Genomic DNA, 14,407 nt, shown 5'->3' with positions numbered 1-14,407 from the left:
TGTGTCATTCATGCGCTACAGTGTTTTTTTATTCTCCCTCTTCTGCGTGCTCTTCGCTCCGCTGGTGCGTGCTGCGCCTGCTCAGCAGGCATTTTCTGACTGGCAGGTGACCTGCAATAACCAGAATTTCTGTCTGGCACGCAATACGGGTGAACACCGTGGTCTGGTTATGACGCTCACCCGAAGCGCCGGGGCGAAAACGGATGCAACGCTGCGCATCGATCTCGGCGGTCTTGACGCCCCCTCTGTTAAAGAGCCGGATATTGCTCCCCGATTACTGCTGGATAACGTTCCCCTTAAGCTGGACAAACAGCACTGGCAGCTCACGCCATGGCATTTGAAAACGGACGATGCCGCCACCGTTACCGCCTTTTTGAAAAACATCCAGGAAGGGAAATCCCTGACCATGCGCGACGGCAAGCAGGTGATTTCCCTGAGCGGTCTGAAAGCGGCGTTGCTGTTCATTGATGCGCAGCAAAAGCGCGTCGGGAGCGAAACCGCGTGGATCAAGAAAGGTGACGACCCGCCGTTAAGCGTTCCACCCGCTCCAGCTTTAAAAAAGGTGTCGGTCGTCAACCCGACACCGACGCCGCTCTCCCACGCCGAACTGAACGACCTGCTGGACTATGGTACCGGACGGATGAACAGCAACCAGTGCTCTCTGGATCCTAACCGCCGGGAAGTGCGCGTCACCGCGTTAACCGATGACAAAGCGCTGCTGATCGTCAGCTGCGAGGCGGGGGCTTATAATACCGTCGATCTGGCGTGGCTGGTCTCACGTAAAAAACCGTTCACCGCCCGCAGCGTCAGGCTGCGTCTGCCCTTTACGCCATCAAGTGACGACAGCGAAATGGAATTGATGAATGCCAGCTTCGATGAGAAGACGCGCGAGCTGACAACGCTCGCGCTGGGTCGTGGTTTGGGAGATTGTGGTGTCCAGACGCGCTGGCGTTTTGACGGCCAGCGTTTTCGCCTGGTGCGCTATGCCGAGGAGCCGAGTTGCGATAACTGGAATCGACCCGACGCCTGGCCCACGTTGTGGATCACCCGTTAGTTTCTCCGGAAAAAGTCGTTATACAGCATGTACAGATGTGCCGCGCTCCACGAGAAGTTGGGTGCGCCTTGCTGTGCCCCGGTCAGCGGGTTGTAGTTTTCCTGAATTGGACCATCAGACGTTAACCCCTTCGCGTGTTTAAAGAAGTTATCTGCCAGCGTTCGTGCCTGTTCCCGATAGCCGTAGCGTTCCATCCCTTTGAGTCCAAACCAGAACTGGTCGACCCAGACGCGACCACGCCAGTAAATATCCGGACCAAATGCCGGGTTGGTTAGTGCGGCAGTCCCGAGCGGCACATACGTGTTGAACTCTTTCGGATCCAGCATCACCTTCACCACGGCATCAGCATGTTCCTGGGTTGCTGCACCGTTAAACAGAGGAGACCAGCCTTCCGGCCCTTTACCGCGCTCGGTGATAGGTTTGCCCGCACAGCCATTCTCAAGCGGTTTATCCTCAATGCGAATGTCATAGTAAAAACCGCTGTTCGCATCGAACATACAGGTATTGATGTAGGTCGCGAGTTTATCCGCCAATTGGCGATAGTGGCTGGCATCCTGCTCTTTACCCAGCAGGCTCGCCATTTGTGCCAGATAGTGATTATCGCTGTACATATAACTCGCCTGGTCGACGGACTCCTGGAGTAACGAGTAACCCAGCAGATCGCCTTCTTTACTTCGGTTTTCGGCAAACTTTACTATCCAGTCGCTGCGTTTTCCGCCTTTTGCGACATAGTTATCCAGCTGCGTTTTATCTATAAATCCGAACACGGCGGCGTCATCACGTCCGGACTCCCACGAGGCGGCAACCTGCGCCGGGATCTCCAGACTGTCGTAATGCCCTTTTTCGATTACCCGGGCGTAGTTATTCAGTCCGGAAAGCGGCTCCTCCTTATCGCCTTTTTTCACCGTAAACAGCATGTCACCACTGGCGGTGTTATGGGCTTTGTCACGCGTCGCACCGTACTCCGGCACACCGTTACCATTATGGTCACGGTTACGCAGCCACCAGTCATGGTAGGCCACCAGTTTAGGGTACATCTCTGCCAGCCAGGCCTTGTCATGTGTGGTGTTGTATACCTCCATCACCGACCATGCCGCCAGGCTCGGTTTGGTGTTTCGTTCGTTCCAGTTGCCACCGTCACCGCCGCGTTCCGGGCTCAGGTTCCAGGCGATAAGATCCGGCACAAATCCGGCATCCTGAGGGCGCACCGGATCGTCGGGTTTAATCTGTCAGGAGAACACCGCGCGAATGTTCTCTTTGGCGATATCCGGGTTGAAATGCGACATGGCAAAGGCCTGTTTCCAGGTGTCCCACGGCCAGGTCTGGTTACCGGAGAACCAGCGTCCGGTCACGGAGGGCGTCACCGTGTTAAAACGTACCGCACCACCCGGTGAACGCCAGTTACCGTTCAGCGTCTCGATGGCCTTCACCGCGACACGAGTTTGCTCTGGTGTCGCATTCGGGTTGGTAAGCCCCTTTTGTAAATATCCCTCCCAGCGTGTTCGCGAGGCGCTCATGAACCAGGCGGGCCGCGCCAGAATGTCGCGAATTTTCGGCTGCTCGTGCGCAACGTCGTCAGCATTCAACAGATGGGAGTAGGTGGTGTACAGCGTGGTGCTGCCGGAAACGTGTGCCCGACTGATAAAGCGATGATCGTTGACGGTGGTATCTACCGGGATTGATTTATGCACCTGATATTCGGAACTGCCGGAGGTAAGGAGATCCCAAGTGGATCGCACTTTACCAAACGTCACCTTCAGGCCGTCACGGGTGGGAACCATTTTGCGCTGATAATCGGGATACGCGCCGTCTATGGTCTTATCCGAAAGCGGTTTGCCCTCTTTGGCCTCAAGTTTTTCCAGCAGCTCGCCATCCCATACCAGGTCCAGTGGCGTCTTGCTCGTAATCTGCGTTTCTAGCAATGAGGTGCGCGCGGTTGCGAAACGTAGCGTCATTTCGATTTGCACATCTTTCGCGCTCAGCTTTTGCACCAACGCGCCGGGAAGACTGAAAGCCTCAAGGGTGAAATCCACTTTTTTACCGTTTTGGTACACGCTCAGGCGATCAAAATTCGTCGCCATAAAGTTGATGTACTCTTCGGTGAGCAGCGCTACGCCAGGAAATCCTCCCTGGGTTTGCGGTCCGTCAGGCAGCAGATGCCCATGCCAGGCACCCAAATCGAAAAAGGGGTTAAAACGCTGGTGGTCGTCAGCGTCGAAATCGTGCATATACTGCGGCGCACCGGTGCGGTTAATCACGTTTTTAAAGTCATTTGCCGTGGTGGCGTGGGCTGAAAAACTCAATACCAGCGCGCAGGCCAGCGGCGTAAGACAGAATTTCATGGGGAAGATCCTTTTACCAGTAGAAGTATTGCATCAGGAAGACCCGATCGCTTGGGTCGCCTGAGGCATTTTTCATATAGAAGCGGCTGTCGGCTGCGGTGGCAAAGCGTCCTCCACCGTACTCGTACCAGATACCGAACTGCATAAAGGACGTCGTTTCGTCCCCGCCATTGTCCGGACGGTGTTTGGCATAGCTGTAGGCGGTAGAAAGGTAGACGCCTTTTAGCGCTTCCACCATGGCGCTGACCATATAGCCCGTTTCTGTCCCTGGTACATCTTTACCCCTGGCGCGTCCCGTGTGGTGCCAGGCGCGTGCGGCCAGGTTCGGCGACAACATCCCGGTTAAAAAGAGTTGTCCGGTACCGTCGGTGATTTCCAGACCGTTCATCCAGGTGACATCTTTCGCGATGTCATACTGGAGATAGCCGTTCACCATCGCCGGATAGGTATACTTGTCGTCGTAGCGATCGTATTTGCCGAAATGCAGCCAGGCCTTGCTCTCATCATGATGCCCGGCAGGCGTTGCGGTGATGCTATAGCGCAGATCGCCGGAGAGATTCTGCACCTTGAGGGCATACATTATGTCGCGGGTGTTAGGGATCACGTAGCCCAGATCCGGGGTGAAATCTCCCCACCACTGCAGGTCATCCAGAGAAGAGTCCTGACGCAGGCTCAGCATAATTTCGGTGCTGTTAGCGGTTTTGTAGCCGCCGTAAACACGGTTAAGCCCCCCTTCGAAACCACCCCAACTGTGGTCTGGTACCCAGGCGTTACCCTGACTATCGGCCTGAACGGTCCAGCCTTCGCCATAAATCAGGCCGAACCAGTTCCCGTGCTTCATCTCCAGACCGCCCTCAATATAGGTGCCGTCACTGTATTTATGTTTATTCTTACCCTCCAGATCCATATATCCGCCGATACCCAGTTCACCATAAAAGCGAAATGAAGAGGTGGTGAGTTCCGGTGTTTTGGTATCGTCGTGTTCAGCGGGTCGGGCTTCTTCTGCGGCAAATGCGGGGCAGCAGAAAGAGAGGGCAGCGAGTGCCCCAATTGTTTTCTCTTTAATTTTCATGCACTCATCCCAAAGAAAGAATATCCGTGCCTTCGGTGTTAATGAATATTTGAGGCTGGTGAGGCTTCAATTTGTTGTTGTTCTTTTGATAATCCTTTGACGTATTTGCTGTATTTCCACCAGGCAAATCCGAGGAATAAAACGATCCCTCCGACGTTATAGAAAATAATCGTCAGAATATTGCCACCGGTGGGGAAGGTTGAGGCCACAAAGCCGATAGCAAAAATCACAATCAGCATCGACACCACCACCATACCCATGGTGCGTGAGCCCATTTTGAAATCGCGCGGCAGGTGATCGAGCTTACGACGCAGGTTCAGGTAGGCCAGCATAATGAACAGCGGCGGCAGCATGGAGGCGGCGGCGGTCATATTGATGACGGTGTTCATCAGCTCCTGAGCGGTATTTGAACCCATTGTGGGAATAATCATCAACGGGATCACAATGAGATACTGGATCCACGCCGCGCGGGCCGGTACGCCATTTTCGTTCAGCGCCACGGTTTTTGGGCCAAAAATTCCGGTTGGGATCTCAGAGAAGAAGATTTTTACCGGCGTTGCGGTCCACATCAGCAGAGAACCGAACATCGCAGTAAAGGAGACCAGGCCGACAAAGCGGTTCATCAGGACTTCCGGCAGCCCAAACCACACCGCCAGACCGTGGAACACCTGAACCGAACCGCCGGTAAATTTCAGTTCTTTACTGCTGATAAAGACGTTAATCAACACCGAGGAGATGGAGTACAGCACGCCGATGAAAATCCCCGCCAGAATAATCACCTTCACGAAGGATTTAGAGCCACCTTTAACGTCGTTGACATAGACCGCAACGGATTCCGCGCCACCGGCAGCCATAAATATCCAGGTGGTGATGCCGAGGAAGGCCCAGTTGAAGTTCGGGATCATTGCGTCAACGGTTATCGGGTCGGCGGGCTGCACGCCACCCACCAGCGCGGCGCCGGCCAGCAGGATATAGGAGAGAGTGAGCAGCAGCATCAGTGTGGAGGTCACTGAGGTGATCGGCCCCAGCATTTTCGCCCCGTTGGTGGAGACCCAGGTTGAGAACGCGAACAGCACCATACTCAGTACCGTGGTAGCAAACGGCGTAAGAATGTACTCATAGCCTAAAAAAGCATATGAAGCGTAGGCGATGACGCGCGGTAATAACGAGGTGAAGAAGAACAGATTCACGAACCAGTAGGTGTAGGCGGTAATAAAGGCCCAGCGTCCGCCCAGCGAACTTTTCACCCAGGCGTAAACCCCGGCTTCGGAGTTTTTATTCAGTGAGACAAATTCAGCGATAATTAAGCAGAACGGAATGAAATAGAACAGGGTGGCTAAAAAGAACATGGGCGCGGAGGCGAGCCCCAGCTCAATATTGTTATTGATAACGTTGTTAAAACTAAACACGGCGGCAAATGTCAGCGACAGCAGGCCGAATTTGCCGATGGTATTGCGTTTGATGGTTTCAGACATAACGTTTCTCCGGGTACAGGGAGGATAGCGGTGCTTCATTGGCACCGCTCACATTTTTATTTGTTATGGAAATAACCGTCTTCGATGGTCACATAGAGGACGACTTTTTTTGTCGGCATGTCGCTGATGAAGCGATACGCCTCGTGATTCTCACAAATCACAACTTGCCCCTCGTGGACCTGAGCGGTGTGACCCACACCTTTCAGGTATTCGCGGTCGGTTTCATCGCGATAGCACTCCACAACCTGCAGGGATGCTTTCGCGGCGTATTCAATTTTCTGCGTGCCCTGCAGGTAGTAATGCACTTCGAAATAGCGCCGATGACCGACAAATAGCGCGTCGGTACTGGCATCGCAGGAGACGCGGTAGGCCAGCGAATCACCGATCGAGTGGGCTACACCGGGTTGGATGTTGTCGATATTGTTAATCGCTTCAGAACAGCGCTGCCATTTACGCCCCGCACGGTAAAGTTTCTGGAACTGTTCCAGACTGTCGATAACGATCATTGGTCTGCCTCGCTGTGTGAATTCATGGAGAAGAAACCGGTGCCAAACTGATGGTTCGCCAGCGCCTGCGCGGCAGTTTGCCCACCTTCAAGCGGGAGCAGCGTGAAGCCGTAGCGGAACGGTCTGAACCAGACGCGCCAGGAGTCCAGCACTTCGCTTCCCCAGGAGTTAGAGCCTAAACCCAGTACCTGATGGTCAAGGTTGAGGGTGATGTCATCGCAGCGACGCAGTTCGTTGCAGTGTTGTACTGCGTGGATGTTTTCTGCCGTGTAGTGCCATGCGCTGAAATGGATGGGTTGCTCAGGCACCACCAGCAGGCCGCTGCCGTGACGGTTGGCAAGCGTGGCCCAGCGTACCTGCTGGCGGTTGCCGTTGTTCTGCGGGAACGGATAGTTTTCAAACATCTCATCTACCGTGGTGTGCCACAGATCGATGGTGCTGGCCTGTTGGCTGTCCGGATAGTTTTCCCCCGGTCCGCGTCCGTAATAGCTCACCTGGTCAAATTCGCCGTTGATGCCGAGCGTAAAGCCGATGCACGGAATGATGTGTGGATACTCGCCGTAGCGCTCACCGCTCAGTTCAACGTTGATTTGCCCATCGGCGGCGATGCGCCAGCGGTAGGTGCAGCGCATGCCAAAATCAAACACCGGCGGGGCAATCAGCGTACGGGTTGTGATAATGATCGCGTCGTCCCGTTGCTCAACCTCGAAACCGCGCAGGTGCTCCTGCATGATCTGCAGGTGGTTGGGTTGCCACAGCCCTTCATACTCTTGCTTGTGGTTATCAATCATCGGCTTGAAGAAGTTAATCTTCGGCTCACGAGTGATGTTCTCTTCGCCGTTTACCTGCCAGGCGCTGAGTTTTCCCGTCACTTTAGAGAAGCTCGCGCGGAAGTTGTGTCCGGTCACGGTGCAGCTCAGGCGATCCTCTTCCAGATGAAGTGGCGTGGCGTTGGTATTGATAAGCGGTGTGGCGTGGTTTGTGCGTGCTTTTAACGGGAACTGGTACACCGCGATACTGTGCCCGGCTTCGCTGTAGCGCGTACGGCTATTTTTGCTGATGCGCACGGTCAGGAACGCTTCCCGCTCATCCAGTTCAGGTAAATTCAGGCTTATGCTGCTTTCGCTGTTGGGGGCTACTCCTGTCATCGTCAGTAGCTGGCTGTGCAGGGTTTCACCTTCCGCCCGTACCTCGACGTGCAGGGTGTAATCATCCAGGTTTGTGAACCAGAAGCGGTTTTCTACGCAGAGTTTGTCGTCTTGCCAGCGTAGTTTCACCGGAGCAATTACCTGCTTGTACTCACGCAACCCCGGGCCTGGGGTTTGATCGGAGTAAATCAGCCCGTCGAGGCAGAAGTTGTAGTTATTCGGGTAGTCACCAAAATCACCACCATAGGCGTAATACGTATTGCCTCTGGCATCAACCGCCTGAATACCGTGGTCGCACCATTCCCAGACGTAGTGGCCCTGAATGCAGTCGTGACGATCGAACACGTTCTGGTACTCGGTTAACCCGCCGGGACCGTTGCCCATCGCATGAGCGTATTCACAGATAATGCGTGGTTTGGCGTGCGGGTACTCACCGAACAAATTCATCAGCGGTACGCGGGTATACATGGTGGAGATGATATCCACTACCTCGGCATCGCGATCTTCTTCATAGTGCAGCAGTCGCGTGTCATCCAGCGCTTTTGCCGCACGTGCCATGGCGCGGATGTTGCAGCCATAGCCGGATTCGTTTCCGAGCGACCAGATGATGATGGACGGGTGGTTTTTTTGCGCGTGAATGTGGCGCTCAATGCGCTCAACATAGACGTGCTCCCATGCCGGATCGTCGGTAATTCGACTCAGGTCGCCAACGTTGGCAAAACCGTGGGATTCCACATCCGTTTCCGCCATTACGAACAGGCCGTAGATATCGCACAACTCATAGAAGCGCGGATCGTTGGGGTAGTGGGCGGTGCGAACCGAGTTGATATTGTGTTGCTTCATCAGGATCAGATCGCGCTCAACGCGATCCATGCCTACCGCACGGCCTTTCAGATGATCGTTGTCGTGACGGTTTACACCGTGGAGTTTCAGGTAGTGGTTGTTAACGTAGAACAGACCGTCGCGCACTTTGATATCGCGGAAACCAACGCGCTGTGGGATAACCTCCAGCGTTTGCCCGTTCTCATCTTTTAGCGTCAACACCAGATGATAGAGACAGGGCGATTCTGATGACCACTGCTGAGGCTGTTTGACCTCAATGCTAAAGGCGGTTTCAGTGCTGCGGGACACGGTCAGGCTGTCGGTCGTGCCCTGATGAAGTTCGACCTCGCCATCATACAGGGCGTACTCCAGCGACACGGTAGAGGCGTGAGGGGACAGGTTTTCCAGTTCCAGCTGACAGAAAAGGGTCGCATCCTTGTATGACTCGTCAAACGTGGTTTTGATCGTGACGTCGCGGACGTGTGTCGGCGTTTTACCGACCAGATAAACGTCGCGGAAAATCCCTGCGGTCCACCACATGTCCTGATCTTCAATGTAGGTGGAGTCTGCCCACTGCATCACACGCACGCACAGCAGGTTTTGTCCGCTATGTACCGCGTCGCTGATATCAAATTCGGCAGTCAGTCGACTTCCCTTACTGAAACCGATGTAGCGGCCATTCACGTAGACTTCGAAGTAGGTTTCGACGCCGTCAAACTTGATGATTGTCTGTTTGCCCTGCCAGTTGTCTGACAGAGTGAACCAGCGCTGATATGCCCCGGTGGGGTTATCGGTGGGCACCCACGGCACGTCTACCGGGAAGGGGAAACCCTCATCGGTGTATTGCAGTTGACCGTGACCTTCCATCTGCCACATGCCCGGTACGGTAATCTGGCCCCAGTCAGCCATGTACTGTGTGGTGAAGTTTTCCGGTACCAGCAGCGGGTTCGGGAAAAAATGAAAGTTCCACTGGCCGCTTAGCGACAGAAAATGGCTGCTGGCCTCGCGGGCAAAGGTGAGAGCCTGGGCGACAGTGTCATAAGAGAAGAAGTACGCACGCGGCGGAAGCCGGTTTTCATGCGTGAGTTGAATATTTTCCCAGCGATTCATGTGATCTCCCTGTAGGGGTAAAACATCATTGCTGAAGATTTTAGTAAAAATTTTACTAAATAAAATCAGTAAAACTGATTTGCTTTAACTCGATCACGAAATAAAAAAAGCCGGGCATGCCCGGCTGTGTGTTTGAAGAGGGGAAATCAGCGTGTCGTGCCGCGCAGTTTCAGGACGCTTGGCACGAAAACCTGCAGGGGGAGTGCCCGGCCATCACGGGATTTTTCCAGCAGCAGGTTAACGCCCTGACTGCCCATCATTTCGGAATGAATGCGTACGGTGGAAAGCGGCGGGAAGGTGAAGCGGGCGGTTGGGATATCGTTCACGCTAATGAGCGAGATATCCTCCGGGATCGCCAGCCCCTTTTCGTGGATAGCGCGTAATACTCCGATGGCGATGGAGTCTGACGCCACAAACAGCGCGCCTGGCCAGCTCTTCTCAGCCAGCATTTTTTTCGCCAGTTCATACCCGGATGAGCTGGAAAAGCCACCGCGCCAGATATCCTGCTCTGACACAACGCCTTTCAGGCGCCCATATTCCACAAATGCCGCTTCACGGATATCGGCTTTACCGGGTTCATCTTCTCCGCCGATAAAACCGATGCGTTTAACATCCTGATGAATAAAGAAGTCTATGATCTGTTTGCTGATGCGGGAGAGGTCGATATCGACGGAGTCGAATTCACTGCCGGGCTCATGGAAATCAATAAAACAGACGTTGTCGGTCAACGCCATCGCAGTGCGGCGAATGGCTGTGGAAGGTTTGCCGACAATCAGTACCCCGGTGAGTTTTTTAATGTCAGGCAGGGTTGTATTGGCGTAACAGTTACTCAGTTCGACACCCAGTTTTTCACACTGTGTCTCAATGCCGTGGCGAATCGCAAGGTAGTAAGGGTCGTTAATCTCCAGCTCTTGCTGATAGCTGTAGAGTGCCAGAATATGTTGCTGACCCACTGCGACAGACTGCATTTTACGGGACGTGGTGCTCTTATATTCCAGCTTTTCAGCAATCTCCAGAATGCGGTGTTTGGTCTCTTCTTTTACGTTCAACGTTGGGTCATCGTTTAAAACCCGGGATACCGTCGCCAGCGAGACGCCAGCCTCCGTCGCGATGTCTTTGAGCGTTGCCATAATTGTCCTTATTCCCCACGTGATAACCCATTGTAAAGGATGCGTTCGGACATGCATCAGTTTTTACTAAATATCCTGCGTGTTGCCTCCCACAAATATCGTGCTAATATTTAGTAAAATTTTACTAAGGAGGGAGCATGGACACGATAACTTACGATGACTTTGCAAAGCTGGAGATCCGCGTGGGGACGATCGTGGACGTTAAACGCCACGCTAACGCAGACAAACTCTATATCGCGCAGATTCATGTGGGCGACAGAACGCTGCAAACCGTCACCAGTCTGGTGCCCTATTACCGGGAACAGGAGTTGATGGGGAAAGTGGTGGTGGTGCTGTGTAATCTGGCAAAAGCCAAAATGCGCGGCGAGACGTCTGAATGCATGTTGCTCTGTGCGGAGACTGACGATGCCAGCGAAAGCGTGCTGCTAACACCGGAGCGGGCGATGGCGGCAGGGGTAAGAGTGGTGTGAAAAAGCCGGGTGGCGGCTATGTTTTACCCGGCCTATGTTTCGGACCATGTAGGCCCGGTAAGCGTAGCGCCACCGGGCACGCAGGCCGCACTAGATCACACTCAACGCCTTCTCAACCACGTTCTCAACGGTAAAGCCGAAATACGGGAACAGCTTATCGGCAGGCGCCGATTCACCGTATCCGTGCATCCCGACAATTGCTCCTTTCAGCCCTACGTACTTGTACCAGTAGTCGGCAATACCCGCCTCTACCGCTACGCGAGCCGCAACGTTTGATGGCAGAACCGATTCCCGGTACGCTTCATCCTGGGCGTCAAAGATATCCGTTGATGGCAATGAAACCACGCGCACCGCATGACCTTCGGCGGTCAGCTTCTCGGCGGCTTTCACCGTGATTTCCACCTCTGAACCGGTCGCAATCAAGATCACGTCCGGTTTACCGCCGCTGTCTTTCAGGATGTAGCCGCCGCGGGCGATGTTTTTCACCTGCTCCGGAGTACGCTCAATTTGCGCCAGGTTCTGGCGTGAAAGGATTAGCGCTGTCGGGCCAGTATGACGTTCCACTGCCAGCTTCCAGCCGACCGCCGCTTCCACCTGATCGCACGGACGCCAGGTGCTGAAGTTTGGCGTTAAGCGCAGGCTCGCTAGCTGTTCCACCGCCTGGTGCGTTGGTCCGTCTTCTCCCAGACCAATTGAGTCATGGGTATAGACCATAATCTGTCGCGCCTTCATGAGGGCCGCCATGCGCGCCGCGTTACGGGCATACTCGACAAACATCAGGAAGGTGGCGGTGTAGGGCACGAAGCCGCCGTGATGGGCGATGCCGTTGGCAATGGCGGTCATCCCGAATTCGCGCACGCCGTAGTGAATGTAGTTCCCGGCGATGTCCTCTTTCAGTGATTTCGAGCCAGACCAGATCGTCAGGTTACTGGGTGCCAGGTCCGCTGAACCACCGAGCAGTTCGGGCAGGATAGGCCCAATGGCATTGAGCGTATTTTGAGACGCCTTACGGGTGGCGATTTTCGCCGGGTTAGCCTGCAGGTTTTCAATCAGCGCCTGGGTTTTATCGTCCCAGTCTTCCGGCAGACCGCCGCTCATGCGGCGGGAAAACTCGGCGGCCAGATCCGGGTGCGCTTTTTTGTAAGCGGAGAACTTCTCGTTCCAGGACTGCTGTGCCTTTTCACCGGTTTCTCGGGCATCCCATGCTTTGTAGATCTCTTTTGGGATTTCAAACGGCGGGTATTTCCAGCCCAGTTTTTGTCGGGTTAACGCCACTTCCTCTTCACCCAGCGCCGCGCCGTGCGCCTCCTCTTTACCTGCTTTGTTTGGCGAGCCGAAGCCGATAACCGTGCGGCAGATAATCAGCGACGGTTTGTCCTTCACGCTCTGCGCTTCCTGAATCGCTTTTTTCACTGCCTCAGGATCGTGCCCGTCGATCTCATGTACCACGTGCCAGTGGTAGGCTTCGAAGCGTTTCGCCGTGTCGTCGGTGAACCAGCCTTTGGTTTCCCCGTCGATGGAGATGCCGTTGTGATCGTAGAAGCCAATCAGCTTGCCGAGCCCCAGCGTGCCCGCCAGGGAGCAGACCTCGTGGGAAATCCCCTCCATCAGGCAGCCGTCACCCATAAACACGTAGGTATAATGGTCAACGATGTCATGCCCCGGCTGATTAAACTGCGCGGCCAGCGTACGCTCGGCAATCGCCAGCCCGACTGCATTCGCCAGCCCCTGACCGAGCGGTCCGGTGGTGGTCTCCACCCCTGGCGTATAGCCAATCTCCGGGTGACCCGGTGTTTTGGAGTGCAACTGGCGGAAGTTTTTCAGCTCGGAAATCGGCAGGTCGTAACCGGAAAGATGCAGCAGGCTGTAGAGCAGCATTGAGGCGTGGCCGTTAGAGAGAATAAAGCGGTCACGATCGTACCAGGTGGGGTCGTTGGGGTTGTGCTTCAGGAAGTCGTTCCACAATACTTCGGCAATATCAGCCATGCCCATAGGCGCGCCAGGGTGGCCGGAATTGGCTTTCTGCACGGCATCCATGCTGAGGGCGCGAATGGCATTGGCTAGCTCTTTACGGGACATAGTTCACTCCGTGGCAAGGTTAAAGTTTGGCGGCGAGAAGGTCTTCAAGTTTGCGCTGATCGACGGCGAACAGGCGGATACCTTCCGCCAGTTTTTCTACGGCCATGGCGTCCTGATTATGTTCCCAGCGGAACTCGGCTTCGGTCATGGCTTTCGGTTTTGGCAGGACGGTAGAGGTGGGCACCAGCTTGCGGATAACCGTCTCATCTTTGTCCTGCAGCTCTTTGAGCAGATTAGGGGAAATGGTCAGGCGGTCGCAGCCTGCCAGGGCGAGGATCTGCTCGGTACGGCGGAAGCTGGCACCCATCACGATAGTGTCGTAGCGGTGCTGTTTAAAGTAATCATAGATATTACGAACCGATTTCACGCCCGGATCCTCATCGACCACGTACGGATCCATCGGCTGTTTTGCCTGATACCAGTCGTAGATGCGTCCGACAAATGGCGAGACGAGGAACACCCCCGCTTCGGCACAGGCGCGTGCCTGAGCAAACGAGAACAGCAGCGTCAGGTTGCAGTGGATACCCTCTTTTTCCAGCACTTCCGCCGCACGAATGCCTTCCCACGTCGACGCCAGTTTGATCAGGATGCGAGATTTATCGATCCCCTGTTCCTGGTAGAGTTCAACCAGACGGCGAGCCTTGTGAATACTCTTTTCTTTATCGAAAGAGAGGCGGGCGTCGACTTCGGTCGAGACGCGTCCGGGGATGCTTTTCAGAATTTCTGCACCAAAATTAACGGCCAGCTTGTCGCTGGCTTCGGTGACCTGCTGCTCCTGGGTTTTCCCGCGCTGTTTACCGTAGGCAATGGCGTCATCAATCAGATGACTAAAATGCGCAAGCCCGGCGGCTTTAAGCAGTAGCGACGGGTTAGTGGTCGCATCCTCCGGCTGATAGTGGCGAATCGACTCGATATCGCCGCTGTCTGCAACCACGGTGGTGAATTGTTTGATGCCGTCTAACTGATTCATAAATAATTACTCCTTGAAAATAAAAGAGTTAGATGAGTGCGTTAGTTCACACTTTTGGAAAAATCATGATGGACTTAACAAAAAAGCATAGCAGACGGGGGAGGCATTGCTTTTGAGACGGGTAACATGGCTGTTATAAATTGATAACAATTTTTAATGTGTGATGGTGAGAGTTTGGCAGCCTTCAAAGTTTATGTGGCGGCCTGCGGCGATACTAGGCGGCACACCA

At 54.4% G+C, this 14,407-nt stretch carries 9 protein-coding genes and 1 pseudogene; 2 read left to right on the top strand and 8 right to left on the bottom strand.

What is annotated here, in order from left to right; all coding sequences use genetic code 11:
- Positions 1 to 10 precede the first annotated feature (10 nt).
- Positions 11 to 1,054, top strand: a complete 1,044-nt coding sequence (locus JGF26_RS08325; protein WP_028016146.1) for a DUF1176 domain-containing protein — start codon at positions 11 to 13, stop codon at positions 1,052 to 1,054.
- Here JGF26_RS08325 and ygjK read toward each other — a convergent pair.
- From ygjK to ebgR, 6 genes and pseudogenes are all read right to left on the bottom strand, one after another.
- Positions 1,051 to 3,396, bottom strand: a pseudogene (ygjK, locus tag JGF26_RS08320) (alpha-glucosidase). The gene JGF26_RS08325 and the pseudogene ygjK overlap by 4 nt on opposite strands.
- A 13-nt stretch (positions 3,397 to 3,409) precedes the next feature.
- The gene (gene ygjJ / locus JGF26_RS08315; RefSeq protein ID WP_028016148.1) at positions 3,410 to 4,468 is read right to left on the bottom strand and encodes a protein YgjJ; all 1,059 of its coding nucleotides are present in this window, start codon (positions 4,466 to 4,468) and stop codon (positions 3,410 to 3,412) included.
- A gap of 38 nt (positions 4,469 to 4,506) precedes the next feature.
- A complete protein-coding gene (locus JGF26_RS08310) occupies positions 4,507 to 5,943 on the bottom strand; it encodes an amino acid permease (RefSeq protein ID WP_028016149.1) in 1,437 nt (478 codons plus the stop codon).
- Positions 5,944 to 5,999: 56 nt separating this feature from the next.
- Positions 6,000 to 6,449 carry a beta-galactosidase subunit beta gene (locus JGF26_RS08305; RefSeq protein ID WP_028016150.1) on the bottom strand — a complete coding sequence of 150 codons (450 nt, stop codon included), beginning with the start codon at positions 6,447 to 6,449 and terminating at the stop codon, positions 6,000 to 6,002.
- A complete protein-coding gene (gene ebgA / locus JGF26_RS08300) occupies positions 6,446 to 9,529 on the bottom strand; it encodes a beta-galactosidase subunit alpha (protein WP_134707688.1) in 3,084 nt (1,027 codons plus the stop codon). Before ebgA ends, JGF26_RS08305 begins: the two co-directional genes overlap by 4 nt.
- A gap of 146 nt (positions 9,530 to 9,675) precedes the next feature.
- Positions 9,676 to 10,659, bottom strand: a complete 984-nt coding sequence (gene ebgR, locus JGF26_RS08295) for a transcriptional regulator EbgR (protein WP_049007821.1) — start codon at positions 10,657 to 10,659, stop codon at positions 9,676 to 9,678.
- Positions 10,660 to 10,796: 137 nt separating this feature from the next.
- On the opposite strand from ebgR, the gene JGF26_RS08290 reads away from it, so the two are divergent.
- Positions 10,797 to 11,129: a tRNA-binding protein gene (locus tag JGF26_RS08290; RefSeq protein ID WP_028016153.1), complete on the top strand. Its 333-nt coding sequence runs from the start codon at positions 10,797 to 10,799 to the stop codon at positions 11,127 to 11,129.
- Between the two features lie 90 nt (positions 11,130 to 11,219).
- Here JGF26_RS08290 and tkt read toward each other — a convergent pair whose 3' ends face one another.
- Both tkt and tal read right to left on the bottom strand, forming a co-directional pair.
- On the bottom strand, positions 11,220 to 13,208 hold the full coding sequence (gene tkt, locus JGF26_RS08285) for a transketolase (protein ID WP_108090860.1): 1,989 nt from the start codon (positions 13,206 to 13,208) through the stop codon (positions 11,220 to 11,222).
- 19 nt (positions 13,209 to 13,227) lie between these two features.
- Positions 13,228 to 14,178: a transaldolase gene (gene tal, locus JGF26_RS08280; protein ID WP_028016155.1), complete on the bottom strand. Its 951-nt coding sequence runs from the start codon at positions 14,176 to 14,178 to the stop codon at positions 13,228 to 13,230.
- Positions 14,179 to 14,407: the final 229 nt, after the last annotated feature.

The organism is Enterobacter sp. E1 (assembly GCF_016809815.1).
GTDB lineage: Bacteria > Pseudomonadota > Gammaproteobacteria > Enterobacterales > Enterobacteriaceae > Enterobacter > Enterobacter adelaidei.
The sequence above is the reverse complement of the archived record's forward strand: the minus strand, read 5'-3'. Positions and strand labels throughout refer to the sequence as shown.

What these genes read in the sequence shown, in the direction of transcription:
- JGF26_RS08325 (WP_028016146.1), top strand. Translation starts at nt 11, where the DNA reads ATGCGCTACAGTGTTTTTTTATTCTCCCTCTTCTGCGTGCTCTTCGCT.
- ygjJ (WP_028016148.1), bottom strand. Translation starts at nt 4,468, where the DNA reads ATGAAAATTAAAGAGAAAACAATTGGGGCACTCGCTGCCCTCTCTTTC.
- JGF26_RS08310 (WP_028016149.1), bottom strand. Translation starts at nt 5,943, where the DNA reads ATGTCTGAAACCATCAAACGCAATACCATCGGCAAATTCGGCCTGCTG.
- JGF26_RS08305 (WP_028016150.1), bottom strand. Translation starts at nt 6,449, where the DNA reads ATGATCGTTATCGACAGTCTGGAACAGTTCCAGAAACTTTACCGTGCG.
- ebgA (WP_134707688.1), bottom strand. Translation starts at nt 9,529, where the DNA reads ATGAATCGCTGGGAAAATATTCAACTCACGCATGAAAACCGGCTTCCG.
- ebgR (WP_049007821.1), bottom strand. Translation starts at nt 10,659, where the DNA reads ATGGCAACGCTCAAAGACATCGCGACGGAGGCTGGCGTCTCGCTGGCG.
- JGF26_RS08290 (WP_028016153.1), top strand. Translation starts at nt 10,797, where the DNA reads ATGGACACGATAACTTACGATGACTTTGCAAAGCTGGAGATCCGCGTG.
- tkt (WP_108090860.1), bottom strand. Translation starts at nt 13,208, where the DNA reads ATGTCCCGTAAAGAGCTAGCCAATGCCATTCGCGCCCTCAGCATGGAT.
- tal (WP_028016155.1), bottom strand. Translation starts at nt 14,178, where the DNA reads ATGAATCAGTTAGACGGCATCAAACAATTCACCACCGTGGTTGCAGAC.